The sequence below is a fragment of the Proteus sp. TJ1640 genome, from assembly GCF_003144445.1.
GTDB lineage: Bacteria > Pseudomonadota > Gammaproteobacteria > Enterobacterales > Enterobacteriaceae > Proteus > Proteus penneri.
Map to the genome: position 1 here is coordinate 483,372 of NZ_PENY01000027.1, position 24,429 is coordinate 507,800.

Genomic DNA, 24,429 nt, shown 5'->3' on the forward strand with positions numbered 1-24,429 from the left:
TACTGGTATCTTACACAATAAAAAGCTTCGAGTTTAATCGAAGCTTTTTTATCATTGCAAATCTTACTAAATTTTAGTGAGTTAGAATGTGTAAGTCACACCAGTCCACATAATTGCAGTCACAGATTTATTCACCATAGGACTATCTTTCACTTCACTTGGTAAATGGTCAATACGTCCCATCGCAAAGAAATTCCATTTTTCTGCAAATTTATAGTTAGCAGAGATTTCAAAATAAGGTCTCCAACTATCATTTGGCGTATATTCTGCTAAACCACTGCGTTGTGATTCTGCGTGGCTAATTCCATAAGCATAACGGTTTTGCTTTTTGTTTTCCCAGACAACACCTGCACCTGGTTGTAAAGACCAGTTACCAAATTTGAAAGGATATAAATAAGCAGCGTCAGCAATAATACCGTTACTTTTACCTAGCATATCACCCGATACAATTGCTCTTAAGCTACCCCATGATTCATGATGTTTATAAGTAAAGCCACCCATCATTGTGTCACGACGACGATTCAATTTTTTCATTTGTTCGTCGTCACTATCGCTTGGTTTATAAGCTTGAGGATAATAGTGTAAATCAACAGAAAGTTGATCTTTAGGGGTGTTCCACAAGTAATACCCTGCGGCTAATGTCGCAAAATAGAAATTTTCTGATTGGTAGTTAACTTGTGGCACGGGTAATAAATAATCTTTTGATTTAGCCCCTTTATAAGGCGTGACTTGCGCTAAGACCGAGCCACCAATTGACCATTCTCCAGCAAATGCTGCTGGTGCGCTAAGTCCTGCAATAACGGCTAAAGAAATGATAATCTTCTTATTACTCACGATGATTTTCCATATTGTCATTAATAAAGTAGCAACCAAAAACCAATTTCAGTCACAATTAACTAAAACCGATATTATTTTACCTATAATTATTTTAGTTTTGCACTAGATGTGTAGCAATCAGTGCTTGCCCTAATGCAATACCACCGTCTCCAACGGGTAACATCATAGGGGTTAGTACTTTTTTATTGTTTAATTTTTTCTTAAACATATGTTTGAGTAATGTGTTATTTAACACACCACCCGTAAGTACAACAGTATCAATCTGATGTTCATCGGCATATTGCAATGCGATATTGCCTAAACTTTCAGCTAATAAATAATGAAATAGCCATGCCTTTTCACTAACATTAAGCTTTATACTTTCCCATTGCGACCAAAAAACGCCCAAATCAAGCACACTATTTTTTACAGGCATCAAATGCCCATATCGCTCAATTATTTCTGACTGTTTTTCTTTATGACATGCTAATGCAGCAGTTTGTAGATAACAGGCTGCTTCACCTTCCCAGCTTATTTCTTTAGGAGCTAATCCTAATGATGCCGAAACTGCATCAAAAAAACGGCCACAAGAAGAAGCTTTAGGTGAGTTTAAGCCACGTTCTAATGCCTTATTTAATATATGTAAATCATGGTTAGGCATCATTTGGGCAATCAGACTACCTTGCCAATCTTCAGAAAAAGTAGCTAAATGTGCGAACCAGTTTCGCCAAGGTTGAAGAGAGGCAAGATTACCTCCGGGCATCGCAACAGCAGGAAGTCCACCGATCCGCTCTGAGCTTTTATAGTCCACCAGCAGACACTCTCCACCCCATAACGTACCATCTTGCCCAAAACCTAATCCATCAAGAGCAATACCAATGACCGCACCTTGTCGCTGGGTATGACCATGTTCAGCAAGGCAAGAAACAATATGTGCATGATGATGAGAGACTTCAATAACAGGAATATTTTGCTCTTGAGCAAACTGCTTACCCAACTGATGGCTGATATAGTTAGGATGTGCATCTATTGCAATAGCTTTAGGTGTAAACCGATAAATCTGTTGGAAAAGAGTCAACGATTTTACCAACTGTTGTCTCACGCTTAAATCATCAAGATCTCCTAAATGAGGCCCCATAATCGCTTGATGTTGGCGTAATAAACAAAATACATTTTTGAGATCGCCCCCCATGGCAAGCACTGAGGGTTGTGGTTCAAAATCGTCAGGTAATGAAATAGCATCAGGAACATAACCACGAGAGCGTCTGATCATAACGCTCTGTTTACCCTCAATGCGAACTAATGAATCATCAGCCCTTTGTATGATTTCTCTGTTATGCATTAAGAATAAGTCCGCAATGTCTTTCAATTGCGTTAAGGCCTCTTCGTTACTTAATGCCGGTGTATGACCAGAAGCATTTCCTGATGTCATCACAAGAGGAATATTCGTACCACGCGCTAATAAATGTTGTAAAGGATTGGCTGGCAACATTACCCCTATTTCAGTTAATCCTGGCGCAATAAGATCTGCAAGTTTAGGGACAACAGTTTTAGGGACTAATACAATTGGGGCAGCAGTGCTTTGTAATGTTTGAATAGCTGTTGGAAGAAAATCTGGATCTTGCTTATTTGCTTTGATTTGATCAATACCTGTGATCATCACAGCTAATGGCTTCGCAGGTCGGTATTTGCGTTCACGCAATAATGCAACACTCTCATTATTACGTGCATCACACACTAAATGAAAACCACCAATACCTTTAACTGCAATAATCTTTCCAGCAAGTAACGCTTCACAGGCTTGAGTTAATGCATGCTCTTTTGTCGCTAATTCTTTACCCTGATTATCTGCAAGCCAGATATGGGGGCCGCATACAGGACATGCATTAGGCTGGGCATGAAACCGTCTATCGGCAGGATCTTCATATTCGTGTTTACATTCAGGACAGAATGGGAATTCAGCCATTGAAGTAAAAGGCCTGTCATAAGGCATTTTTTTTATGATAGTAAAACGAGGACCGCAATGTGTGCAGTTAATAAATGGATAATGATAACGACGATTTTGTGGATCAAACAATTCATCAATACAAGCTTGGCAAGTCGTTGCATCTGGAACAACTTGTGTATCCATTTCGCCACCACCGCTTTTTACAATAATAAACTCAGTAGGTAGCTGCTCCCATTGATAGGGTGATTCTTCTATTCGTTCAATGTGTGCTAATGGTGGGCACTCTGCTTTTAATGCTTCTATAAAGAGTGAATTTTTAGGTGAAAGCGTTAAATGTACTAATACACCCAAACTATCATTGCTTACTTGCCCTAATAAACCAAAACGATAGGCTAATTGCCAAACAAATGGGCGGAACCCAACGCCTTGAACCTTTCCTTTCACACGCAATGTAATGCCGTTACTCATAGGATCACCAAATCAAAATAAATTTAAGCTTATTCTAGTTTAGTGATTATCAACAACTTTCATTTAGATCAGAAAAAGTGGAATTAGGTAAATTTATCATCACTTCGACAGTTACTCTTGGTGCTATTGCACACAGTAATTCATAACCAATAGTGCCACATGCTGTTGCAACATCATCAATAGGAAGTTCTTCCCCCCATAATTCAACAGGGCTACCGCAATTGACATCAGGAAAATCCGTAACATCAATGGTTAGCATATCCATAGAAATACGCCCTACCAATTGTGTTTTATGTCCATTAACAATAACCGGTGTGCCATCTGGTGCATGTCTTGGATAACCATCAGCATAACCACAGGCAACAACACCAATCCGCATATCACGCTCAGCGGTATATCGGCTACCATAACCTATCTGCTCACCTTTTTTAACTTGTTGAATAGCTAATATTTCACTGTTAAATGTCATTACGGGTTGTAAATCGAAATCAGCAATATCTTGCCAAACACCGGAAGGCGAAACACCATATAAAATAATGCCCGGGCGCACCCAATCTTGATAAGTTTCAGGATAAAATAACGTTGCAGCTGAATTTGCCAAACATCGAGGTAATTCATTTACCATTGCCTGATTAATGGTGGTCTTTTGTGCATCCATGTTCAAGCCAGTATCTGCATTAGCAAAATGCGACATTTGGATGATAGAGCCAATATTTTTAATACTTTTTGCACGATCAATTGCTTGTTTATAGGTGTCTGGTCGGTAACCCAACCGATTCATTCCACTATTTAGTTTAAGATAGATGTTAATCGGTTTTTCTAATTGTGCATTTTCTATAGCATCAAATTGCCAATCAGAATGTACTGTTGTTGTCAGAGAATAACGTTCTAATAAATAAACATCTTCTGGCCTAAAAAAACCTTCCAGCAAAAGGATAGGTCCTACCCATCCTTGCTCTCTTAACATGATAGCTTTGTCTAACTCAATTAATGCAAAACCATCAGTATGACTTAATGCAGGCCAAACATAGGATAAGCCATGCCCATAAGCATCTGCTTTCACAACAGACCACACTTTGCTGCCTTTAGTTCTCTCTTTAATAACAGACAGATTATGACTTAATGCATCGAGGTTAATGGTTACTTTTGTGGGTCTGGACATGGTTTCTCCTCAATTAATAAGCCGCATCAAGTTTTTGCCCTGGTAAGAGCAATTTAGTATTAAAGCCATCGATATACCGAAACACAGATAAATCATCAGCAGCAATAGCAGGTTTATTTCCTGAAATTAAATCAGCCAATAATTGTCCGGAGCCACATGCCATTGTCCAACCTAATGTGCCATGCCCTGTATTTAATGATAAATTGCGATAAGCCGTAGGTCCTACAATAGGTGTACCATCAGGTGTCATAGGCCTTAAACCTGTCCAGAATGTGGCTTTCTCAATATCACCACCACCTTGATAAAGATCTTGTACAACCATTTTTAATGTTTCACAGCGTGATTTTAAAATATTCAGATTAAAACCAACGACCTCGGCCATTCCACCGACACGAATTCGCTCATCAAAACGTGTTACCGCAATTTTGTAAGTTTCATCTAAAATAGTAGATGTTGGCGCTCGTGAAGCGTCAATAATCGGCATCGTAAGCGAATAACCTTTAAGGGGATAAACTGGAATAGCGACTTTGTTTTTCAAAAACTCTGTTGAATAAGAGCCCATAGCCACAACATAATGATCAGCAGTTAATAATCCATCATGACATTGAACGCCCGCTACTTTATCACCATCAAATAACAAATGTTTGATTTCTTTGTTAAACAAGAATGTAACACCAGCATTTTCTGCCATTTTAGCGAGTTTTTTCGTAAAAATTTGGCAATCACCCGTTTCATCATTGGGTAAACGTAAACCACCTGTCAATTTGTGACTAACATGCTCGAGTGCGGGTTCTGCTAATTTTAGTTGATCGGCTGTTAACAATTCATAAGCAACGCCCTCTTGCTTTAATACAGCAATATCATTTGCTGCATTATCAAATTGCTTTTGATCTCGGAACAGTTGCAGAGTACCACCTTGACGACCTTCGTATTCAATACCTGTATCTTGGCGTAATTGCCGAATGCAATCACGACTGTATTCGGCAATACGCACCATACGACTTTTATTCATGGTGTAATGTGACGCATCACAATTACGTAACATTTGCCACATCCAACGTAATTGGAAAAGTGAGCCATCAGGTTTAATCGCTAATGGTGCGTGTTTTTGGAACATCCATTTTACTGCTTTTAATGGGATACCTGGTGCTCCCCAAGGCGTTGCATATCCTGGAGATATTTGACCTGCATTACCTGCACTAGTCTCTTCTGCTGCACTATTTTGTCTATCAACAACAATGACTTCATGGCCTTGTTGCACAAGATACCACGCACTCGTTACACCAATAACGCCGCCACCTAAGATGATCACTTTCATGGCAAGACTCCAATAATTTACATTGATATAACATAAGAATAATATTCCATACACAAAAAGCCAATATAGAATAATCATCTAGACCAATAAAAAGACAGATTTTAGAGTTAAGTCACACTTGATTGTTATTCGATAAGTAATTTTCAAAAAAAAATATTGAATTAACACGTAAAATCAATAAGATATAATTTTCACTATAATTTATAAAAATATTGCTTAATAAATTATTTTGAATTGAAGAAAGTTTTATGTGTAGAGAAAGGAAATAAGAGTTTTATTAAAATCTAATATTGAACAATATTTCAGATTTTAATTCTTAAATTGACTCGATTTGGTTATTCTTTTTACTAAAAATAACCTATTTAAAGCATTGCCTAAAAAAATGACCTGTTGGACTTTTTTAAATGCATAAAAAAACCAGTATCCCAAATTATGTAAATACTGGTTTTTTATTGTGATAACACAACAAACTTAATTAGCGTTTTACTTCTTCTAGGTCACTCGGTAATGGTGACTGTAAACTTTGCCAGATAATACCACTGTCTTTACCATATTGGCGGACACATTCCATGACATGCTCGACATCTTTTTGCTCACATAATACAGCCAGTTTTTTATAAAATGCTAACGCGAGTTCTTTGGCTTGAATATTTGAGAAATAATAACGGCCTACACGTGTATAAAGCCCTTTTAAGCCGTTTAAGATAAGACCATAAATTGGGTTACCTGATGCAAACGCCAATCCACGAAAAATGTTGTAATCCAGTTCACTAAACTCATCAGCACTATTTTCAGTAGTAAGTTCATGATTTAAAACTTCAATACATTTTTCAGGGCTATTTCTAAATGCTGTACGTATAAAAATAGCAGAGATATTGGTTCTGACAGCCAATAAGTTATCTATTAATTGTGGTACTCGATCATGATCAAGGCGCGCGACTGTTTCAAGGATATTAAGGCCTGATGTTTCCCAGAAATTGTTTACCTTCGTTGGCTTTCCGTGCTGAATAGTTAACCAACCATCACGAGCAAGGCGTTGTAACACTTCTCTTAATGTAGTTCTTGTAACGCCAATTAGTTCAGACAGCTCACGTTCCGCTGGAAGAATAGATCCAGGAGGAAAACGATTATTCCAAATGCTTTCAACAATATACTCTTCCGCAAAACCTGCGGGGCTTTGAGCCTTAATAACCATATTTTTATTTCTTCCGAAGCGACTTTTCTGCTAATAATGGAAAATATAATATCAGAATGCGTAATTTTGATATAGCTCAACCATCATTAAATAGTGAATGGCATCATAAAACTTGATGTCGTTTTACTAATTAATTATGACTAATGAGCTTAATTTCACAGCGATTAGCGCGTACTATGGTTAGATTGCATAATATTGCGCTAAAAATCTCTTTTTGGAGGATGAGAAACCTAATGGATATGAGTATAAGACAAGCACTACTAAAGAACTTTATGGGGAACTCCCCAGATTGGTATAAGCTTGCTATTCTTACTTTTTTAATTATCAACCCACTGATTTTTTTCTTTGTTGACCCTTTTGTTGCCGGCTGGCTATTAGTTGTAGAATTTATTTTTACACTGTCCATGGCACTAAAGTGTTATCCATTACAACCCGGAGGATTACTTGCTATTGAGGCCGTCATCATTGGTATGACTAGCCCAAAACAGATTGGTCATGAAATTGCCAACAACCTTGAAGTGATTTTGCTTCTTGTTTTTATGGTTGCAGGTATCTATTTTATGAAGCAACTATTACTGTTTGCTTTTACTAAACTACTGTTATCTATTCGTTCTAAACGACTGTTATCTATTGCTTTTTGCTTTGCAAGTGCATTTTTATCTGCCTTTTTAGATGCTTTAACCGTTATCGCGGTTGTAATCAGTGTCTCTCTCGGTTTCTACTCTATTTATCATAATTTTGCGTCTAATCAATCAGGTACAGAATTAAGTAATGATGGGTTTATTGATACCGCAGAAAAAAAACAAACTTTAGAACAATTCCGTGCCTTTTTACGTAGCTTAATGATGCATGCTGGTGTAGGTACTGCATTAGGTGGCGTAATGACCATGGTAGGTGAACCACAAAACCTGATTATTGCAAAACATTTAGAATGGGATTTCGTGACTTTCTTTATCAGAATGTCACCTGTGACTATTCCAGTCTTCTTTGCTGGTCTTGCGGTGTGCTACTTTGTAGAACGCTTTAAGCTCTTTGGTTATGGCGCTGAATTACCTGATTTGGTTCGTAAAGTTCTAACTGAATACGACAAGAAAAACAGTGAAAAACGCACTTCTCAAGAAAAAGCACAACTAATAATCCAAGCATTAATTGGTATTTGGTTGGTTGTTGCTTTAGCGCTCCATTTAGCAGAAGTCGGTATTATCGGTTTATCTGTTATTATTCTCGCCACTGCATTTTGTGGGATCACAGAAGAACATGCGCTTGGTAAAGCATTTGAAGAGGCCTTGCCTTTCACTGCATTATTGACCGTTTTCTTCTCTATTGTTGCTGTTATTATTGATCAACAATTATTTGGCCCTATTATTCAGTTTGTTCTTCAAGCTTCAGAATCCTCACAACTGTCTCTTTTTTACCTCTTCAATGGCCTATTATCTGCTATTTCAGATAACGTGTTTGTGGGTACTGTTTATATCAGTGAAGCTTTAACAGCGTTGCAAGATGGGTTAATTAGCCAATCACAATATGAGCATATTGGTGTTGCTATTAATACAGGTACAAACTTACCTTCTGTTGCGACTCCAAATGGTCAAGCCGCATTCCTGTTCTTATTAACATCAGCACTATCACCACTCATCCGCTTATCATATGGCCGTATGGTGATAATGGCACTGCCATATACTATTGTGATGACATTATTTGGTTTACTGGCGGTTGAATTCTGGCTTGTTCCTGCAACACATTGGTTCTATGACATTGGTTTAGTTGCTATTCCATAACAATTGCTCCACAGTTACACCACATAAATAGGACTTTTATTCGATAAAAGTCCTATTTTCTTCATAAAAACAAGCTTCAATGTAAATATTTGTGAAATAACGGATTTTAACTTTTTTTGCGCTTGATTTTTGGGCAAAATAGACACTTATTTTATTTAATATTTAAATGGATATTATTATGCTGACATCTCTTCGTCACTGGTCCCAAAGCCGTTTTTCATGGCTGTTGCTTGCATTAACTGCAATAGGTCTTGAAGGTGCTGCATTGTATTTTCAGTACGGAATGGAATTAATGCCTTGTGTAATGTGCGTCTATCAACGCATCGCGGTATTAGGGATCTTAGTTGCGGCATTGATTGGGGCATCCGCACCTAAAATGACACTTATGCGTATGGCCGGTAGTTTTTTATGGATTTATTCCGCATACCGAGGAATTGAACTCTCTTGGGAGCATACACAACTTATTCTGAATCCCTCACCTTTTGCAACCTGTGACTTTTTTGTCACATTACCTTCTTGGTTTGCCTTGCAAGATTGGTTCCCTGCTGTATTCCAAGCAACCGGTGATTGTTCTGTCAGCCAATGGCAATTCTTAACTTTAGAAATGCCACAATGGATGCTTATTATTTTCTCTGCTTATTTTGTTGTAGGTTTATTAGTATTAGTGAGCCAAATAACAAGTTCTTTTAAAACAAAAGAATAAAAAAGAAAATAGCCTTTAGCGATAAACTAAGGGCTATTTTTATAATAGAAAAACAGCGATTAAATATTCAACCAAAGACAAACTTTAACCTGGAATACAAGCCCCTTCTATTAAAGCTTGTTCACTACAACGCTTACCATTAGCGAACTGACACACGGGTGTCTGACCGCCATGCAATTCATAGTTTAAAGACGGCACACCACCTGAAAAGACACAGGTAGCCTTGGCTGACTCTTCTAAGGGAATATCAGGACTAGTTATCGGTATTGTCCGACTCTTACTTACTATTTGTGTAGATGGATGTTGTGTCTGTTCTGAATTACTGCATCCTGCAATAAAAGCAAAGCTAGTTAGCATAGATAGATAACAAGCTATTTTAAAGTTCTTTTGCATTAAAGAGACCCTAATTTCTTCCAGTTATTCCTATTAATGTGAAGCACTTTTTGAAAGTAGATTTATAACTAAAACACCAGCAATAATTAAAGTCATACCAACAATGGCAGGTAAATCGAGCTTTTGTTGATAGAGAAACACCGCTGCAACAGAAACTAAAACTATTCCTAATCCACTCCATATTGCATAAGCAATGCCTAATGGCATAACTTTTACCACTTGAGAAAGTGCCCAAAAAGAAAAACAGTAACCAATGACGACTACAATAGACGGATATAATCGGCTAAAACCATCAGAAGCTTTCAGCATTGTTGTCGCAATGACTTCAGATATAATTGCCAACATTAGGTAAGTTAATCCATTCATTTTTTCGTCTTAATCCTATACAAAGTCAATTTTGTGAATTCTATCACAAGCAAGATTAAGGATATTCATCTACAACAAATAAAAAAGGCACTCTTTCTATTGAATAAGTGCCTTTATATTATGGAAGTTTGGGAATACTTATTTAGTGTTGATGGAGTTGGTTTTTTTGACGGGGTTCCCCGCCCATAGAAACACGATAGCGATTAAAGATAAAACCACACCAAACCACTGCAATAATACTTAATACTGTTCCTGCATAGCCAATATTTGTCATACCGGCATGTAAAATAACCTGATTACCAATCAATGCCCCAGCACCAATACCAATATTAAAAATACCAGAATAAATAGACATAGCGATATCTGTTGCATCAGGGGCTAAATCAATCACTTTAACTTGCATTCCTAGCCCAATACACATAAATCCAATTCCCCAAAATATAATCAGTACAATAAATGCTGTTAGATTCTGGCTACTGATCATTAATAAGCCTAAACAAAAAGTAAGCAATATTAAGGCTGAAAGTAAGAATGATGTTGGCATTTTGGCACTATAACGGCTAAATAGCACACTACCAATGATACCTGCTCCACCAAAAATCAATAAAACTAACGTAGCAAAATTCTGATCCAAATTTACGATATCAACGACAAAAGGCTCGATATAACTATACGCTGTAAAATGCGCTGTTACGACAATAACCGTTAATAGAAAGATCCCCATAAGCGGGCCACGCTTTAATAACATCGGCACACTTTTTAGTGACCCTGAATGCTCACTTGGTAATAAAGGTAAATAGCGCATTAATGCAAACATGGTAATTAAGGCTAATATCCCAATACCCATAAATGTTGCACGCCATCCTAACCACTGCCCAACAACTCGACCAATGGGTAAACCCAATACTGTTGCAAGTGCTGTTCCTGTTGCTAATAAGCCTAATGCCTGAGCACGTTTACCAGCAGGCGCCACTCTAATGGCCAGTGACGCGGTAATAGACCAAAATACAGCATGAGAAAAAGCGACACCAATACGCCCTACTATCAGTGATTTAAAATCCCACGCTACGCTAGATAAAATATGACTTAAAATAAAAAGTATAAATAAAATAATAAGTAACTTACGTCGCTCAACTTTACTTGTCATTATCATTAAAGGCAGAGACATTAAAGCAACAACCCAAGCATATATCGTGATCATTAAACCTGTTTGGGCAGGGAGCATACCGAAGCTTTCAGAAATATCACTTAACAGAGCAACAGGAACAAATTCTGTTGTATTAAAAACGAAAGCCGCGAATGATAATATTATTACTCTGATCCACGCTGTTTGACGACTAACTTCATTTACGTTTGATGTTGCGATATTCATAGTTAATAGATACTTTCTTAAATTATATTGATATATATACCATGTTTTTTTGTAGAAGTTTTGTCTGATTTTCTTTTCTTACTTGAGCTAAAATGGATTGATTACATTGAAAATAAAAAAATAGCATAAAGATAAAAATACATTTTATTAGAAATAAAAAACAAACAAAATTATCACTAAACTTCATTGCTAAAGCGAATCAGCTATTAATTTTAGCATATTCACATCGCAACTTTAAATCCCTTTAGCAACTTCTTTTTAACGTTAACATAATCTACTAATAGTAAAACTGTAGATATAAATGATCGGTTATTACTTTATATTGAAAAGTAGAAATTTACTCTTTTAAAAAAAAATATATCGTGTATTCATTGAATTAAGTTAAGATATATTAATTTAATAACCGAAAATAATCTTATTATTGAATAAAAGATAAATAAAAATAGAAAGGATATTGAGATTACTGACTTAATTCATTAATAACTTGAAGTGCTTGTTCGCAAGCAATGTTTTTCGTAGGTGATGTTGAACCATTAAAAGCATTTTTGATAGTCGAAATTTGTTCTTTTGCTGGTCGTGGCAGCACTAAATTTCCATTAGAAAGCGCTTTTTCAACATCGTTTAGTTTTTCGGCTAACTGCTGGCAACTTCCATTATTATTTTTAGATTGATAAAGAGCCATCAGCGTATCGCGTTTTGCTTCTACGGTAGAAAAAGTTTCACGTAATGTTGATGACGAATTTTCAATCACTTCACGACTTTCACTCCAAAACTCATCTGTATTTTCTTTAATCACAGACTCTATTAAAATAGCGACAAGAATAGCTAGCATAATAGTCAGCGATAACACTCCTCCTGTAATAATAAGTATCTGTTTCATATAAAACCCCACATATAACCCATATCTTTTTAATATTTCTTTTTAAGATATATAGTTAAAATAAACCAGGTTCAATCTGAATTACGATTCTTTTTATTTTTTACATTTTATTACGGAGGTATACAGTTCTATTTATTTTCACTTCTGAGAAATCAACAAATAATAAACCGATAAAACTGTGATTTATTAAATACTACCTATCTTATTTTTCATGTTTACTTTCTAAAATCCTTATTAAAAAATCAATTAATTATCAACAATTTATTTCATACATTATAATATTTTAACTACTGCAATATTAATTACTTTATACCGTATGGAGCCTATCTGAAGAGATTAAGAAAATAATATTATTAACTCAAAACCAGTAATTCGATTTTTGTTACTACAATCCGACAACTATTTATTTTGGAAAGAATTCTCTTGCTAAATTAAATGATGAATTACCGCATTATGGCGAAACGGTTATGTTGAAGTATAGCCGTATCACATCATTAGAAGCCTTAGGAGCAACAAGAGAGATGCTACCAAGTATTGCTCAACTCATAACAATTATTGATAAAGGCTATAGGAAATTAACAACAAAAAATGCCCTGAATATTTTAGACGCTTGTTTTTAACGATGATTTTAAAAAATCACTATTGTGTAAGTTGTTAAAAACAAGTTACATATCAAAATGTATCATAAGTAAGGTGATTATTTATAGATAATCACCTTACTTTCTACAAGTCAGCATAATAATTACTCATTTCCAATCAAAAAAAATAATTAATTTTTTGATAGTAATGCCTAAACATATCGAATAGCTTATAATCATAAACATACATTATGATTAACACTTAAGTTATTACTTACAGTGTTATTTTTTCATTCGAGTATGAATAAATCTAATTATGACCAAAATATTAATAATACAAAGAGATAACATTGGTGATTTAATACTTACAACACCATTAATTGATGCTCTTGCCCACGAATACAATACAAAAATTGATCTTCTCGTAAATTCTTACAATCAAGCAATCTTAGAAGGTAACCCTTCTGTCGGAAATGTACATATTTACAGTAAGTTACATCATAAAAAATCAGGGCAATCGTCCTTAAAGCTCATTCTAAGTCGCTTAAAAATTATTTTTGATATGCGTCGTCAGCATTATGATATTGCAATTGTTGCTCGCGATCATTGGGCCAAAAGAGCATTACAATGGGCAAAATTATCTGGTGCTAAACGGATTATCGCTATTGGTGATGACGCGCCATCAGCAGTGACAGATCCCATTCCAACACCGTCTAACAAAGGTCATATCGCTGAGTTATTCTGTCAACTAGCTCATCCTCTTGGAATAGAGAAAAAAGCCGGCCCTTTGAAGTTGTATGTTAAAGACGAAGAGATCTCTACAATTCGGCAACGCATTAAAATAACTGAAAATGTTCCTGTTTACGGCTTACAAATCAGCTCACGTAAACCACAACAACGTTGGCAAGCAGAAAAATTTATCGCGTTAGCACACCAATTAACACAACGCGAAAAATGCCATGTTCTTCTCTTTTGGTCGCCAGGAAGCAATGATAATAAGCAGCATCCTGGTGATGATGAAAAAGCACAATTTATACTCGAACAATGTAAAGATATCCCTATTACGCCAGTGCCTACGCAAAATCTTCGAGAATTAATGGCGGGTATGTCTTTATGTGATCAGATGCTAACCAGCGATGGTGGTGCATTACATATTTCAGTCGGTGTTGGTGTGCCGACAGTAGCAATGTTTGGTAATAGTGATGCTGATTTTTGGGGACCATGGCATATTACCAGTGAAGTACTGAAAGCACCTGAAGATACTGTAGGGCTTCTTACGGTAGACGATGTATTGACTCGTTTTATTGCACTAAGAAATCGAGTTACTATTTTAGATACAAATAACTAATCGACTATTACTAAAAAAACAATAATTAACTGAAAATCACCTTATTACTACAACTGATAAGGTGATTTTTATTTTTTATGATCAAAAAAAGGACCTCAATGAGGTCCGTTTTTTATATGGTGCCCAAGGCGGGACTTGAACCCGCACAGCCTTACAGCCGAGGGATTTTAAATCCCTTGTGTCTACCGATTTCACCACCTGGGCTAAATTGTATTTACTTGTTACGCATAATACTTACTTATCATACAATTTAAATAACAAATAAATTTAAAACGTTATGTCTAAAACAACTAACTTCAGTTTTTTGATTTTTCTCACTAACTTATCGCTAGAGGAAGAAAAAACGGACCTAAGTTAAGGTCCGCTATTTATATGGTGCCCAGGGCGGGACTTGAACCCGCACAGCCTTACAGCCGAGGGATTTTAAATCCCTTGTGTCTACCGATTTCACCACCTGGGCTAAATTCTGTGGTGCGCCCGTAAATTCTTATTACTAAGAAAGATACTGGTATGGACGACTTATTTATTCTTCACTGCCATTTATAATGGACTTTTTTTTGCACCAAACTCTTTATCTAAAGAGATGGTGCCCAGGGCGGGACTTGAACCCGCACAGCCTTACAGCCGAGGGATTTTAAATCCCTTGTGTCTACCGATTTCACCACCTGGGCATTAATGGAGGCGCGTCCCGGAATCGAACCGAGGTACACGGATTTGCAATCCGCTGCATGACCACTCTGCCAACGCGCCTCAACTGCTCAATCTCATAAGAGATTGGAGCGGGAAACGAGACTCGAACTCGCGACCCCAACCTTGGCAAGGTTGTGCTCTACCAACTGAGCTATTCCCGCTTTACCGAACTTGCTGATTTACTTATTTATTTCCGTAAACCGTTGTGCCTTTCGATGCGTTGCATTCTACTGATTTCCTGAATCTAGTCAACACTATATTTGCATCTTTTTGACTGTTCGGTGAATTTTCAGTCATTTCGATCAACCTTCACGCAAATCTGACCACGCAGCGCTCAAGTATTGAAACATTGACCAGAAAGTCAACACTGTTGCGATATATAATAAAGCGAATCCAAACCACTCTGCTTCAATAGTAGGACGCCATAATAACACAACCAACGATCCCATTTGTGCGGTCGTCTTCACTTTTCCTATCCAAGAAACAGCAACACTATTACGTTTTCCTAATTCAGCCATCCATTCCCTTAATGAAGAGATAATAATTTCACGAGCAATCATTGTTGCTGCTGGTAAAGTTATCCACCACTCATGATAGTATTCAGTAATTAAAACAAGTGCTGTTGCAACCATTACTTTATCCGCTACTGGGTCGAGAAAAGCGCCAAAGCGGGTAGTTTGTTTCCATCTACGTGCTAAATAGCCATCAAACCAGTCTGTTGCAGCTGCTACCATAAAAATAATAGCGCAGACTAATGGAGCATCTTTGAATGGTAAATAAAACACCAAAACAAAGAATGGAATTAGAGCGACACGAAATAGAGTTAGCCAAGTTGGGATATTTAGTTGCATAGCGTTCTACACGACCTAGAAAAGTGAGAGTTATTAATATGGTGCATCAATACACTTAGTGTTTCAACGCATTAAAAATTTTTTCTGCTAATGCAGTCGAAATTGTCGGAACTTTCGCAATTTCTTCAACACTTGCATCTCGTAAAGCTTGTAGCCCCCCCATATATTTCAACAACATTTGACGACGCTTAGGTCCGACACCTTCAATAGACTCCAATGAACTGGTATTTTTTACTTTGGCTCTACGTTGACGATGTCCAGTTATCGCATGACGATGCGATTCATCACGAATATGTTGAATCAAATGTAACGCAGGTGAATCGGAAGGCAACGCCATTCCTTCCCCCTCCGGCACAAAAAACAAGGTTTCAAGCCCTGCCTTACGGTCACTCCCTTTTGCAACACCAATTAATTTCGGGTGTGATTTGTCCCAATCAACATTAAGAGAATCAAATACCTCTATTGCTTGTGCTAATTGCCCTTTACCACCATCAATAAAGATAATATCTGGAACCTTACTGTCTTCTAATGGTTTACCATAACGTCGAGTGAGCACTTGATTCATTGCCGCATAATCATCACCAGGAGTAATACCACTGATATTATAGCGCCTATATTCCGATTTTAATGGGCCATTCATGTCAAATACTACACATGAAGCCACAGTTTGCTCTCCCATAGTGTGACTAATATCAAAACATTCCATTCGTTTTATCTCTTTCATATCAAGAAGAGACATCAAAGAGGTATAACGTTGTGAAATTGTCGATTGCTCGACTTGTTTTGAAGCCAATGCCGTAGCTGCGTTTGTTCTAGCTAATTTCAAATAGCGCGCCCTATCGCCACGCGGTTTTGTTTGAATTTGAATCTTTCGCCCTGCAATTGAAGATATAGATTCAGAAAGAATGACTTTATCTTCTAAATTAAAATCAAGCAAAATTTCGGTGGGTAAAGTACGAATTGCACTGCCTTGTAAATAAAATTGACCAATAAAAGTCTGAACAACCTCATCAATTGAGGTATTCGCAGGAACTTTAGGAAAATAACTCCGACTTCCTAACACTTTACCTTGACGGAAAAAGAGAACATAAACACAAGCAATCGCACCATTAAAAGCAACACTTATCACATCAAGATCATCACCAATATTGGCAACAAATTGTTTTTCAGTCACTTGCCTTACTGCTTGGATTTGATCTCGGATGCGAGCAGCCTCTTCAAAACGTAATTCTTGGCTTGCTTCTTCCATACGTTTAACCAATCCGTCAATAACTTGCGTATCATCACCTGAAAGGAAAAGTCGCACATAATTAACTTGTTGGGCATATTCTTCATCAGAAACATAGCCTTTTACACAAGGAGCAAGACAACGACCAATTTGATATTGCAAACAAGGTCTTGAACGATTGCGATAAACACTATCTTCGCATTGACGAATAGGAAACAATTTTTGCATTAATGCCAGTGTTTCTCTTACTGCAAAAGAGTTAGGGAAAGGTCCAAAATATTCCCCTTTGGCATGTTTGGCTCCTCGATAACTAGCAATTCTGGGATGCTTATCACCACTTAAATAGATATAAGGATAAGATTTATCATCTCGTAGCAATACATTATAGCGAGGTTGATAACGTTGGATGTAGCTGTGCTCAAGCAATAAAGCTTCCGTTTCTGTATGGGTGATCGTGACATCAATATTTGCGATACACTTCACTAAAGCTTCGGTCTTACGGCTATTTACCTGTGTGCGAAAATAGCTAGAAAGCCTTTTTTTCAGATCCTTAGCTTTACCTACATAGATTACTGTGTCTGTCGCATCATACATCCGATACACACCCGGTTTATCTGTGATTCGGCTTAAGAATGCTTTGGCGTCAAATTTGTCTTCCACTTTGTAAATGACTCTCTATCTCAATTAACCCATAACGTATTGCTATATGTGTTAATTCTACATCACCTGAGATTTTAAGTTTACTAAACATTCGGTAACGATAGCTATTTACTGTTTTTGTATTAATATTCAACTCACTTGCGATTTGTGTGATTTTTTTCCCTCTGATGATCATCGACATAATCTGCAATTCTCTTTCAGACAGATGATGTAAAGGATTTAACTCTTGCTGTAATTTTGTTAGCGCGATTTCCATTGCTAACTCTTGGCTTATATACCGTTGACCGATACAAACCTGTCGAATAGCTTGCAGAATATTTTCACAAGAAGTATCAACAATAATAAAGCCTTCAATACCCAATTGAAGAAGTGTTATTGATAATATAGAGTCTGTTTTTGGTGAAATAATAATTATTTTAATTGATAAAGATGAACGCTTTATTCTTTTTATAGAATCAATTAATGAGACTGAAGGTGATGAGTAAAAAATAATAAGATTAACCGAAAATTGTCGGCAATAGCGGAATGCATCACTTTCATCATTCATTACCTTTCGAACATTAATTTTTTTAATCTGACTAAGAAGTGTTTTTATTCCCAAGCTAAATATTTCAACTCGACTTATTATCAATGTATTTATCAATAACTTTTTCCTTTTAAATTAAAATATAACAAAGAATGTTAAATCAACTTTCCATAAATTTTAACATAATTATTATACTATAATAAAAAAGGCTCATATAGAAAAGAGCCTTTTAAAAAATATAAAAAAAATCAATAAATAAAATATTATTGATTGAACATATTCATAATATCTTGTTCTGTTAGCATTGGTGTTTTTTCTACAAAATTATAATAGTGAGGTTTGCTATCTATATAAATTTGCATTGTCAGTTTGCTTTCTTTCGCATCAGGAAATAATCCTGCTGACACATAGTAATTATGAGTTTCTTTTAGAAGGTAAAAAAGATGAGAACCACAATGCTTACAAAATGCTCGCTCACCCCATGAAGATGAATCATAGCGTGTTATATATTCTTCACCTTCAATCTTCAAATCTGATTTGCAATCAATTGAAAAACCTGGCCCCCCATTCCAACGTAAACACATACTGCAATGACAAACGCTGAGCGCAGAGATATCTTGTGTTGTTGATAATTTAACTTTACCGCATAAACATTGACCTTGATGCATTATAGTTCTCCTTTCCATTAAATCATGCATTAATCATTTAAGATTATATGCATGATTTAATTTATAAAATAAACACAATGCAAGCATAAATATTGCTTACACGCCTGTATTGTTACTTTGCCTTTTCGGTGGTAACGGTGAGAAATACCCGATTAATAAAATCAGTATTGCAACACCAATAAAGGCCAATGCTCTGAGTAATCCACTACTTAATGATGTGTCAATTAGGAAAAGTTTAGCGATAACCACCGCCAACAGTACACCACCAATAAACCATTGTGAACGTGACTTCTTACGTGTCGCCATCACCATAGTTACTAATGCAGTAATTGCCCAAATAATTGCTAATACTGTTTGGATAACTTTGGAATTAATTATTGTATAACTCGACCAATCAATATCTGTTGCAAAGACTAATCCTCTTAATAAAATACCATTTGCCCACCAGAAAACCATCGCAGGAATAATGTAATTCAATATAGGCCAGTTATTTTGCAATAATGCTTGATATTTAGATGAGTATTTTATTACTGAAATAAATTGATAACCAATCCATATTCCAATAATACCCATTAGATCCATCAAATTAAATAATGGAATAAATTTAATACCACTTTCAGTTCCATCATTAAAGTTTGCAAAGATTAAAGAAATTGCCAGTAAGCCCAAAGCAAGTAAAGTGACTACCCAATAAGCATCTTGGTACTCTTTTATCCAATTCACTTTCATTGCTAGCATATAACTTATTGCAATAAATAAACTTATAACAAAAATAACGCTTGCAAAATGCAAACTCACATAAAGGTACGTAACATCCATTAACCAAATAATTTCAGTAAATAAGAAGAGACCAATAAAGATAAGATGTATATTGTGGAGCAATGCTTTATTGATCCTTTGTTTCGGCAATAATGTATTTACTTTAAGTAAATAGAAACCACTAGCAAAAATTGCGAACCAGATAATCGCACTTAACCAATTATCAATTAACGAACCTGCAAGATAGATATATACCAACATAATAAGTGCTGACATCGGCCATAATAAAATAGAGCAACTTGCCAACTCAAAAAATTGGGATTTCTTTCCTGCAAAGAACATGCCCCAACAGCTGATAAGAATAAAAGCAAAAGTAATGGATTTTACTTCTGGAGAGAGCCAATGTTCACCATATTCTTGTAAAAGTAAAACACTATATCCCCAGCTTACAGCAGAAATAAACAGTGTGACATATCCAATAGCTCGATTATCAATATTAGTAAATTGCGCTCGATACCACAGTACTGCGACAGCAAATACAACGATTACCTGTGTTACCAGCATTAGCCAATCGCCCAACGAGATAACGGGCATGTTAAATAATAAAACAAAAGAAACTGCAACTAAAATAGTCCCTGCAATAGCGGGTTTCTTTTGCTGCTGTAAAACAGAAAAAGCAAGGATCATCATCCCTTCAATTGCCCATACAATCGATGTCCATTCAGCAGAGAATGCAAATGGTACGGCTAAAGTGGCAAAGGTGGCAGAGAGCATAAAGAAGGCAATTGCCAGCAATTTACCCTCTTCACGATAACGCTTAAGTGCAAACCAACTTAGTATAAAATAAGCTAATCCATAAAGAGATGAAGCAATAGCAACTCCATATGGCCATTCTGAGGCTAATCGATATTGGAAAATAAAACCAATTAATGGTGTACCAAACAGTAATGTGGCATCAAAAGGAATATTAAGTTTCAGTTTATTTTTTAGTGTTGAAAGTTCCGTTGCAACACCAAAAATCAACCAATTCGCAATTAGAAATAACTGACAAGGTAAATAATCGGCATGAGTATAATTTGGTATCGCCCATATAAAACCAATACCAAAAGTAAAAGCAAAACCAATAAGATTTAATAAACGCCAAACTTGCCAATGGCTGATAATAAGAATGCCAATTGAAAGAATAAGATAATAACTAAACAAAGCAATATAATTGCCACTTCCTGTGGACAATAATACAGGCGCTAAATATCCTCCTAATGAAGCTAATACAGCTAAACTAATTGCTCGATGAAGAACTGCTAAAATAACACTGACAATACAAATAAAGACCATAATAGCTAAAGCAATGCCAATAGGAACAAAATCATAAATTTTAGTCGCAGCAAAAATAGTAATGTAGAGCCCACCAATACCGCCACCTTGTAAAATTAATGCGTAAATCAGGTTTTTCTTTCTAAGCCACCAGCCAATACCTAATAAGGCCAAACATCCTGTTCCCGCCATCATTAAACGTGTTGATGCTGAGACAAGTTCATTCTCAATACTATATTTAAGTAAATAAGACAGACCAAAAAAGAGCAATAGCATCCCTATTTTAGCCAGCGGATTTCCTGTTACTACCCAATTCCAAATAAGCCCTAAAATTGATTTTTGTTGACGTTTTGGGCGAGGGTTTAAATTAGGTCTATATTGCGATGCAGGTCTATTTACTTGAGGTGTAGCATTTCCTAAATCACCTGTTTCAGATCCCGAAAGGCTTGCATTTGCAACATTAGCTCTATTTTCTACAAGCAGATCTGATGTTGATTTAACAGATGTCTGTTTTGCTTCTTGTTGATAACGATGAGCAAAACGGCTTGTTGCTACCTTAGGTTGATAAGGCTCAGATCCTTTAGGTGTAGGGATCGTTGATATTTCGGGCTGATTAGGTTGTTTGTTTTCAAGGTTAATATTATTAACCATAGAAGATTGAACAACTGGATTTTCTTCTTTAGGAAAAGCTTTATTAAATACCTTTTCTTGTGATACTTGTGCATCTTGATATACAGGCGTACCTTTATTCTCCGCCTTATTTTGCACCTTTTCTATTGTGTCAGTAGATTCAACTGTTTTAGGTTGATAAGTTGAACCCGTTGGTTGAGGCTCTCTTTTTATATCACGAGATAAATCCTTAACTTCACTTTTCTGAGTATCAAGCTCTGTGCGAATATCCACAGCGTTATCTTTATTTAATAACTTAAATAATTTCTCTTGTTGCTCAGTAAACTTTTCTTCAAGCTGTTTAATTCGATGTAACAATGAGTTGCTATTTATATAAGCGTGATATTGCCAATACAAAGATACCACGACAAATATTGTAACAATGAGCGTCAAAAAGTCGTCCATAAACCTAATCCTTTTGCGTTAAGCATCACATAGTTTTAATCTCTTTCCCTTAGTTATACTTTAATTTTCACAGATTTATCTTAGTTTATTCCTAAATAATCTATTTCGAGAACTCTTGATTTAAACCTAGCACACAATTTCGAAAAAAAGGTATGATCGGTAACCTAACTTAATCTTCCATTTATATCGCAAAACACACTCATAATATGAAATTAAATGACGAATTAACTAATGCTATCGCTTCTGTAACAGAAGCCGCAGCTATTGCAGCAATGCCTTGGATTGGAAAACAAAATAAAAATGCAGCAGATGATGCTGCTGTCAGTGCCATGCGTGAACGTTTAAATAACCTAAATATCAATGGTGAAATTGTCATTGGTGAAGGTGAAATAGATGAAGCGCCTATGCTCTATATTGGCGAAAAAGTAGGAAATGGGAAAGGCGATAAAATAGAAATTGCAGTTGACCCCATTGACGGTACACGCATGGTCGCTATGGGTGAAAATAATTCCCTAGCTATTTTAGCCGCTGGCTTTGAAGGCAGTTTTTTACAAGCTCCTGACATGTATATGGAGAAATTAATTGTTGGTAAACAAGCTGCTGGTGTGATTGATCTTAACCATTGCCTTGAATATAACCTTGATGCTATCGCACAAACATTAAATAAATCTATTGAGCAGTTAACTCTCGCTATTTTAGATAAACCGCGTCACCACGATATTATTAACGATCTTCGCGCTAAAGGTATTAATATTATTACACTACCTGATGGTGATGTTTTAGCTTCTTTATATGCCACAATGCCTAATAACAGTATTGATGTTATGTATGGTATTGGTGGAGCACCCGAGGGCGTAATTAGTGCGGCTATCGCGAAGGCATTAGGCGGTGATATGCAAGCACGTTTGATTACTCGAGATATTGCAAAAGGAAATAGTGCGGAAAATAGAGAATATGCCGTTTCTGAAATTGCTCGTTGCCATAAAATGGGTACCGATGTAAATATTAAATTGTCATTAGACACATTAGTACGTAACCAAGATGTTATGTTTGCAGCAACAGCAATTACCAAAGGTGATTTTTTATCTGGTGTTAATCAACAAGCTCAATACTTACAAACACACTCTTTAGTCATTAATGGTTCAACGCATTCATTGCGTTATATTGAAAATTTCCATTTACGTTAATGCTTCATTTTGTCTTCTTTTCCTTGAAACATAAAAAAGCGGCACTTTATTAAGATGCCGCTAAATTTACTTCAAGGGGTATATTTATTGTTATTTACTTCAGATTTAAGCCAATAAATTAGCTGGATTATCTACACATAATTTTTTAATAATAGATTTATCAATGCCACGTTGAGCCAATAATGAAAGGAATACATTAGGAACAAATCCCCAACCATTTCCCCCATTTTTCGCCCACATCTGTTTTAAGAACACATCATGGCTTAATACGATTTGGCTACCATAGCCTCTTTCAATTAAGGTTGCGACGGCTTCTACGGTATCCATAACACTTGGTGCTGCCCCTTCTTTAGGGAAAGAGATATCCAGACCAATCATATCAAACTCAAGCCAAACACCGCGATCTAACATTTTACATTGATAATCAATATCTTTACCTGATGGGTCCGAATGTGCCAATGAAATCTTAGCGGGGTTACATCCCATTTCAGTTAATAGAATATCTAAAACTTCATCGCCACGACGTTGCCAACCCGGCATATGAATATTCATTGAAACATGAGGATTACTATTTTGCGCAATAGCAGCAGCACGTAAGCTATTTTTTTCACCATCAGTAAAGAATGGAGAAACGCCAATTTCGCCAATCATGCCAGCACAAATATCAGTACCATCAATACCTACATTCAATTCATCATCAATGATTTTTGCCATTGCATCAATATCATCAGCCAAACGCTTCCCTTCAAACTTTTCAATATAAAGTCCTGAAGAAGCAACAACGTTAATACCAGTGATTTCTGCAACTTGTCTTAATTTTCTAATATCACGTCCAATTGATGAAGATCCTGTTGCATCAACAATTGTTCTGCCTCCTAACTCTTTGAAGTTATTTAATTCAAAAATAACATCTTCGATAGGCTTTTTATCCATATTATCGCAACAGCAATATGGATCGTATTTAAGTCCCCACTGAATATCTGCACTCACCTTCTTATCAACTAACACATGCGAGAATTCATAAAAAGGTTCATCAACAACACCTGAGAGATCATTAAAAAGGTGTTCATGAGGCAATGTTAGCCCCATATCTTCTTTTTTCACGGGGCCAGTTACGGTTTGAATATAACCTTTCATTACGATACTC

Annotated in this window: 20 protein-coding genes and 5 tRNA genes; 5 read left to right on the forward strand and 20 right to left on the reverse strand. The window is 36.2% G+C overall.

The window, feature by feature from the left end:
• Positions 1-81: 81 nt before the first annotated feature.
• From DK861_RS14575 to fadR, 5 genes are all read right to left on the reverse strand, one after another.
• Complete coding sequence (locus DK861_RS14575) at positions 82-834, reverse strand: MipA/OmpV family protein (protein WP_109400581.1); 753 nt, start codon at positions 832-834, stop codon at positions 82-84.
• Positions 835-928: 94 nt separating this feature from the next.
• Positions 929-3,232, reverse strand: coding sequence for a carbamoyltransferase HypF (gene hypF, locus DK861_RS14580; RefSeq protein ID WP_109400582.1), 2,304 nt, complete (start codon positions 3,230-3,232; stop codon positions 929-931).
• A 49-nt stretch (positions 3,233-3,281) separates the two neighbouring features.
• Positions 3,282-4,394 (reverse strand): alanine racemase, encoded by a 1,113-nt coding sequence (gene alr, locus DK861_RS14585; protein ID WP_109400583.1) that lies wholly within the window; start codon positions 4,392-4,394, stop codon positions 3,282-3,284.
• Between the two features lie 13 nt (positions 4,395-4,407).
• The gene (locus tag DK861_RS14590) at positions 4,408-5,712 is read right to left on the reverse strand and encodes a D-amino acid dehydrogenase (RefSeq protein WP_072064115.1); all 1,305 of its coding nucleotides are present in this window, start codon (positions 5,710-5,712) and stop codon (positions 4,408-4,410) included.
• Positions 5,713-6,187: 475 nt separating this feature from the next.
• Positions 6,188-6,907 (reverse strand): fatty acid metabolism transcriptional regulator FadR, encoded by a 720-nt coding sequence (fadR, locus tag DK861_RS14595; protein WP_072064116.1) that lies wholly within the window; start codon positions 6,905-6,907, stop codon positions 6,188-6,190.
• Between the two features lie 233 nt (positions 6,908-7,140).
• On the opposite strand from fadR, the gene nhaB reads away from it, so the two are divergent.
• Positions 7,141-8,685: a sodium/proton antiporter NhaB gene (gene nhaB, locus DK861_RS14600; RefSeq protein ID WP_109400584.1), complete on the forward strand. Its 1,545-nt coding sequence runs from the start codon at positions 7,141-7,143 to the stop codon at positions 8,683-8,685.
• Positions 8,686-8,863: 178 nt separating this feature from the next.
• A complete protein-coding gene (dsbB, locus tag DK861_RS14605; RefSeq protein WP_072064118.1) occupies positions 8,864-9,388 on the forward strand; it encodes a disulfide bond formation protein DsbB in 525 nt (174 codons plus the stop codon).
• An 84-nt stretch (positions 9,389-9,472) separates the two neighbouring features.
• On the opposite strand, the gene DK861_RS14610 is transcribed toward dsbB, so the two are convergent.
• The 4 genes from DK861_RS14610 to DK861_RS14625 all read right to left on the reverse strand — a co-directional run bounded on the left by DK861_RS14610 (position 9,473) and on the right by DK861_RS14625 (position 12,399).
• On the reverse strand, positions 9,473-9,781 hold the full coding sequence (locus DK861_RS14610; protein ID WP_109400585.1) for a DUF333 domain-containing protein: 309 nt from the start codon (positions 9,779-9,781) through the stop codon (positions 9,473-9,475).
• A gap of 33 nt (positions 9,782-9,814) precedes the next feature.
• Positions 9,815-10,147: an SMR family transporter gene (locus DK861_RS14615; protein ID WP_006532970.1), complete on the reverse strand. Its 333-nt coding sequence runs from the start codon at positions 10,145-10,147 to the stop codon at positions 9,815-9,817.
• Positions 10,148-10,289: 142 nt separating this feature from the next.
• Positions 10,290-11,519, reverse strand: a complete 1,230-nt coding sequence (locus DK861_RS14620; protein ID WP_109400586.1) for a sugar transporter — start codon at positions 11,517-11,519, stop codon at positions 10,290-10,292.
• A 460-nt stretch (positions 11,520-11,979) separates the two neighbouring features.
• The gene (locus DK861_RS14625) at positions 11,980-12,399 is read right to left on the reverse strand and encodes a hypothetical protein (protein ID WP_109400587.1); all 420 of its coding nucleotides are present in this window, start codon (positions 12,397-12,399) and stop codon (positions 11,980-11,982) included.
• A gap of 467 nt (positions 12,400-12,866) precedes the next feature.
• Here DK861_RS14625 and DK861_RS18320 point away from each other — a divergent pair, with 467 nt between their 5' ends.
• Entirely contained in the window at positions 12,867-13,019 is a 153-nt protein-coding gene (locus DK861_RS18320) for a hypothetical protein (RefSeq protein WP_204101272.1), read from the forward strand.
• Positions 13,020-13,293: 274 nt separating this feature from the next.
• Positions 13,294-14,325, forward strand: a complete 1,032-nt coding sequence (locus DK861_RS14630) for a glycosyltransferase family 9 protein (RefSeq protein WP_204101273.1) — start codon at positions 13,294-13,296, stop codon at positions 14,323-14,325.
• Between the two features lie 117 nt (positions 14,326-14,442).
• Here DK861_RS14630 and DK861_RS14635 read toward each other — a convergent pair.
• The 10 genes from DK861_RS14635 to DK861_RS14680 form a co-directional block, all read right to left on the reverse strand.
• Positions 14,443-14,529, reverse strand: a tRNA-Leu gene (locus DK861_RS14635).
• 169 nt (positions 14,530-14,698) lie between these two features.
• Positions 14,699-14,785: transfer RNA gene (locus DK861_RS14640), tRNA-Leu, on the reverse strand.
• Between the two features lie 124 nt (positions 14,786-14,909).
• Positions 14,910-14,996: transfer RNA gene (locus tag DK861_RS14645), tRNA-Leu, on the reverse strand.
• A gap of 5 nt (positions 14,997-15,001) precedes the next feature.
• Positions 15,002-15,075: transfer RNA gene (locus tag DK861_RS14650), tRNA-Cys, on the reverse strand.
• Positions 15,076-15,100: 25 nt separating this feature from the next.
• A tRNA-Gly gene (locus tag DK861_RS14655) sits at positions 15,101-15,176 on the reverse strand.
• A 141-nt stretch (positions 15,177-15,317) separates the two neighbouring features.
• Positions 15,318-15,866: a CDP-diacylglycerol--glycerol-3-phosphate 3-phosphatidyltransferase gene (gene pgsA / locus DK861_RS14660; protein ID WP_109400588.1), complete on the reverse strand. Its 549-nt coding sequence runs from the start codon at positions 15,864-15,866 to the stop codon at positions 15,318-15,320.
• A 55-nt stretch (positions 15,867-15,921) separates the two neighbouring features.
• Complete coding sequence (gene uvrC / locus DK861_RS14665; RefSeq protein WP_109400589.1) at positions 15,922-17,754, reverse strand: excinuclease ABC subunit UvrC; 1,833 nt, start codon at positions 17,752-17,754, stop codon at positions 15,922-15,924.
• Entirely contained in the window at positions 17,738-18,301 is a 564-nt protein-coding gene (locus DK861_RS14670; RefSeq protein WP_239452187.1) for a LuxR C-terminal-related transcriptional regulator, read from the reverse strand. Before DK861_RS14670 ends, uvrC begins: the two co-directional genes overlap by 17 nt.
• Before the next feature lie 242 nt (positions 18,302-18,543).
• Positions 18,544-18,948 (reverse strand): GFA family protein, encoded by a 405-nt coding sequence (locus DK861_RS14675; RefSeq protein WP_109400591.1) that lies wholly within the window; start codon positions 18,946-18,948, stop codon positions 18,544-18,546.
• 96 nt (positions 18,949-19,044) lie between these two features.
• A complete protein-coding gene (locus DK861_RS14680) occupies positions 19,045-22,095 on the reverse strand; it encodes a DUF2339 domain-containing protein (RefSeq protein ID WP_109400592.1) in 3,051 nt (1,016 codons plus the stop codon).
• A gap of 206 nt (positions 22,096-22,301) precedes the next feature.
• Here DK861_RS14680 and glpX point away from each other — a divergent pair, with 206 nt between their 5' ends.
• Positions 22,302-23,282: a class II fructose-bisphosphatase gene (gene glpX / locus DK861_RS14685; protein ID WP_109400593.1), complete on the forward strand. Its 981-nt coding sequence runs from the start codon at positions 22,302-22,304 to the stop codon at positions 23,280-23,282.
• A 105-nt stretch (positions 23,283-23,387) separates the two neighbouring features.
• Here glpX and DK861_RS14690 read toward each other — a convergent pair whose 3' ends face one another.
• The gene (locus DK861_RS14690) at positions 23,388-24,419 is read right to left on the reverse strand and encodes a methylphosphonate esterase (RefSeq protein ID WP_109400594.1); all 1,032 of its coding nucleotides are present in this window, start codon (positions 24,417-24,419) and stop codon (positions 23,388-23,390) included.
• Positions 24,420-24,429: the final 10 nt, after the last annotated feature.

What these genes read in the sequence shown, in the direction of transcription:
- hypF (WP_109400582.1), bottom strand. Translation starts at nt 3,232, where the DNA reads ATGAGTAACGGCATTACATTGCGTGTGAAAGGAAAGGTTCAAGGCGTT.
- alr (WP_109400583.1), bottom strand. Translation starts at nt 4,394, where the DNA reads ATGTCCAGACCCACAAAAGTAACCATTAACCTCGATGCATTAAGTCAT.
- DK861_RS14590 (WP_072064115.1), bottom strand. Translation starts at nt 5,712, where the DNA reads ATGAAAGTGATCATCTTAGGTGGCGGCGTTATTGGTGTAACGAGTGCG.
- fadR (WP_072064116.1), bottom strand. Translation starts at nt 6,907, where the DNA reads ATGGTTATTAAGGCTCAAAGCCCCGCAGGTTTTGCGGAAGAGTATATT.
- nhaB (WP_109400584.1), top strand. Translation starts at nt 7,141, where the DNA reads ATGGATATGAGTATAAGACAAGCACTACTAAAGAACTTTATGGGGAAC.
- dsbB (WP_072064118.1), top strand. Translation starts at nt 8,864, where the DNA reads ATGCTGACATCTCTTCGTCACTGGTCCCAAAGCCGTTTTTCATGGCTG.
- DK861_RS14610 (WP_109400585.1), bottom strand. Translation starts at nt 9,781, where the DNA reads ATGCAAAAGAACTTTAAAATAGCTTGTTATCTATCTATGCTAACTAGC.
- DK861_RS14615 (WP_006532970.1), bottom strand. Translation starts at nt 10,147, where the DNA reads ATGAATGGATTAACTTACCTAATGTTGGCAATTATATCTGAAGTCATT.
- DK861_RS14620 (WP_109400586.1), bottom strand. Translation starts at nt 11,519, where the DNA reads ATGAATATCGCAACATCAAACGTAAATGAAGTTAGTCGTCAAACAGCG.
- DK861_RS14625 (WP_109400587.1), bottom strand. Translation starts at nt 12,399, where the DNA reads ATGAAACAGATACTTATTATTACAGGAGGAGTGTTATCGCTGACTATT.
- DK861_RS18320 (WP_204101272.1), top strand. Translation starts at nt 12,867, where the DNA reads ATGTTGAAGTATAGCCGTATCACATCATTAGAAGCCTTAGGAGCAACA.
- DK861_RS14630 (WP_204101273.1), top strand. Translation starts at nt 13,294, where the DNA reads ATGACCAAAATATTAATAATACAAAGAGATAACATTGGTGATTTAATA.
- pgsA (WP_109400588.1), bottom strand. Translation starts at nt 15,866, where the DNA reads ATGCAACTAAATATCCCAACTTGGCTAACTCTATTTCGTGTCGCTCTA.
- DK861_RS14670 (WP_239452187.1), bottom strand. Translation starts at nt 18,301, where the DNA reads ATGAATGATGAAAGTGATGCATTCCGCTATTGCCGACAATTTTCGGTT.
- DK861_RS14675 (WP_109400591.1), bottom strand. Translation starts at nt 18,948, where the DNA reads ATGCATCAAGGTCAATGTTTATGCGGTAAAGTTAAATTATCAACAACA.
- DK861_RS14680 (WP_109400592.1), bottom strand. Translation starts at nt 22,095, where the DNA reads ATGGACGACTTTTTGACGCTCATTGTTACAATATTTGTCGTGGTATCT.
- glpX (WP_109400593.1), top strand. Translation starts at nt 22,302, where the DNA reads ATGAAATTAAATGACGAATTAACTAATGCTATCGCTTCTGTAACAGAA.
- DK861_RS14690 (WP_109400594.1), bottom strand. Translation starts at nt 24,419, where the DNA reads ATGAAAGGTTATATTCAAACCGTAACTGGCCCCGTGAAAAAAGAAGAT.